Raw genomic sequence first — 3,111 nt, 5'->3', positions numbered from 1 at the left:
GAACACCCCGGGAACCGTGAGAGGCACCCGGATCTCACCACCGGCAATCAGGTGCAGCGCACGCTGATGCATCCACGCCATGCTGAACACCGTCGAAAGACGCGTCGCCAGATGAGCACGCGCCCCGTGCCAGGAATTCTGCCCCAGCGCCCGCTGCTCCGTCCCGACCAGCGTCTCGGCCTCCCGCAGGAGATCACGCAGACCACCGACCGTGCCGAGGAACGCCTCGGTGAGCTCCTCAGGGCTCGGACGCACACCCGTACGCGCCCCGGCATAAGACGCCGGCACAACCAACGGAACCGGACGATCCGGCGGCACCGCATCATCATCCGCCCCCATCAACTGCTGCGGATACGACAGAGTCAACGCCTGCGGCAAAGACGTGTCGATCAGCGTGTGACGAGAACGGGCACCGACGTGAGTCAGGAGCGGTCCGACCAGAGCGGGAGAAGAGGTAAGCCCCCAGAAACGCTCCAGCTCAACGTTCACAGCGACGTCGTAGGAAACCAGCGCCGGCCCCAGATCGACATTCAGCATGCCCGAACTGCGTGAACGACCCGTAGCAGTACTCAGCCCCTGGCCGTGCCCGTACGTGGCCGACAGGTTGCCGCCTCCGCCACTGCCCTGCAGAAGAACACCATCGGAAACGACCGGACCATTGCCGTATCCCAGACCGACTCTCCCGCTCAGGCTCTCACCCTGACGCACCGACATCGCCTGGTTGTCCCGCTGCACGTTCTTGCCCTCGACAACGTGCCCCTCACCCGCATTCCGCTGATGAACAGGATTCGTCAGCTCGATCTTCGCAGTCACCACCGCCAGGGCTGTGGAAACCGCCCCACGATAAGGAACGACGAACCGGAGCACACCCGAAGCCATCGGCTCAAGACCAGCCTTCGTCCCCTGCCGCGACGCAAGACTACGCAGCCTCGACAACACCAAGTCGGCATGCTCCGTATCAAGCACCGAATGAAGGATGTTCCGGCTCGCCTCGACACTCGCCCGCAGATCAGGAATCTCGAACAACGTGCCATGCCCCAGCCCATCAGAAGGCAGAGTCAACGGAAGCATGTCGCTCGTCGTTTGCCCGAGCGTCCGAGGCAACACGGTCGCGTCAGAGGCTGCGGGCGCATCGGGCACTGCAGGCGCGTCGGGTGCTGTGATTGCTGCGGGCGCTGCGGTGACCGCGCCGCCGTTCAGGGAGTTGTCCCTCATCTCCTGGGCACGAGCCGCAGGCATGATCATGACCGCGGGAGCGTTCGTCAACGTGCGCTCACCATCACGCTCATTGAGACGCTTACTCCGAATCAGACCACTCACCAGATTGAGCGGATTCTCGCTCCACACCGTGGCAGTGAGCTGATACTCCAACTGCGCATGCACGATCTCCTGCGCGCCCAGCGTGATATCGACCCGGTCACTCTGACCCTCCGTCGACGACGCGAACGTCATCGGGGCCTCATTCCCCCACCGGCCACCCAGCGACGGAACAATCGTGTCGGAAACCGGAACATGCGACGCCGGGTCCCGGTGAACACCCCCCGCGAAGTTCGCACTACCACCCACCGACAGACCCCACGCATACACATCCGAGGTCGCACTGTCACTGACCGAAGCAGTCGTCAGCGTGTGATCGTACTGATACGCGCCACTACTCACACCCACGGTCGTCATCGTCCGAATACGCGCCTGCAACCCGAATTCCAGCCTGCGCGAAAGACCGAAGGAATCATGACCCACGACCCGGCTCCACAGCGGGAAACTCCCACCGATGAAATCACCGACACGCGGCCCCAGACCGTTCAACGTCGCATACAGACTCACACGATCCGACGCCGACAACGTGACGCCGAGTTCGGTCAGCAGACTGTCCGCCTCGCCCCGCAAGCCACCCGTGTGAGCCAGCAGAAGCGAGTGCAGCGGCGGCCGCTCATCCTCCGCCGGCTGGAAAACCGCAGGCAGCGCCTGCTGACTCAGCTCCCGAGAGGCAAGACGCGTATCCAGGTCGACGGACGAGCGCATACGCACCGAGTCGACCCACTCGTCATTCGGCCCCTGCTCCTCCAGCAGGTCATCAGCCACCAGCAGACTCACATGGACGGTCACCGGGTCGGACAACTGGCTGCTCAGCGTGGCTTCTTCGTCGGCGGCCCGACCCGTCGTCGCGGGCGCGGACACCGCCCCCGACGACGGCGGCACCGTCGTCATCTCGATGTCAGGCATGGCACCCGGAACCGTCGCGTTCGCCGCGGGAGTTGCCGTCCCGGTGGTCACCTTGAACCGGATGTCCACCTGGCCGTCGAAGACGCCCATGAAACGTGAGCCGCCACCCGACGCACCGCCGGCGGAGAATCCCCCACCGGTCGTCGACACCCACGTCCCACCGAGCCGCTGCTCAAACCGCGCACCCAGACTCCGCAGCTTCCGCGAGTGAGCCGGGAAGTTGTACCAGAACGGCGCGTCAATACCGCCTTCCACGCCGGACACGGTGGAACGGTCACCCTGGAGTTCGTAGAAATTGCCGTAATACGTCTCCATGTTGCCGTCCCACGTACTGCTGTGCGTGAAATCGCCCGGCTCGAAGGACGCGGAAAGCTCGAGTGTCACCTCCTGCACACCAGTCACACGCGGAATGCTGAGAAGGACCGACACACTCCCGTTCACCGCGTCATGCAGACGCGCGGCCAAAGACTCGCCCCGCATCAACGACGCGATCTTCAGGAAGTTCGCGAGCTGAGCCGCACTCGGCTTCCCCCCGTCATGAATCGCTTGTGCACCCTCGGCTCCCACACCATCAGGGAGCATCCCGGGAGCCGCCTCATGCACGGCATGCAGCATCCGGTCGAACAGGTCCTGGGCGTCAGAGGTGTTGAGGGAAGCGACCCGGCTCAGATGCGGCAGCCAGCTACCGAAAGACGGGTTGAGCCGCAGGAACCGGTGCGGAGAAGTACGGGCATGCAACTCCACATCATCAGCCTTGGGCCCCGCCACGGCCGGGTCCGGGGCAGGCGCCTGGAGCAGTCCGAGCCGCTGGGCGTCCTTCAGCAGGATCCGTAGCCTGGCCCGGCCCTCCACAACAGCGTTCTGGCCACCCGTGGATCGGACCTCGGT

At 64.6% G+C, this 3,111-nt stretch carries 1 protein-coding gene; it reads right to left on the bottom strand.

All coding sequences use genetic code 11. The features are described from left to right. Positions 1 to 2,991: hypothetical protein (locus ACGFYV_RS37450; RefSeq protein WP_393883018.1), on the bottom strand; the 2,991-nt coding region annotated here is incomplete at its 3' end. Positions 2,992 to 3,111: the final 120 nt, after the last annotated feature.

The organism is Streptomyces sp. NPDC048297 (assembly GCF_043201585.1).
Lineage (GTDB): Bacteria > Actinomycetota > Actinomycetes > Streptomycetales > Streptomycetaceae > Streptomyces.
The sequence above is the reverse complement of the archived record's forward strand: the minus strand, read 5'-3'. Positions and strand labels throughout refer to the sequence as shown.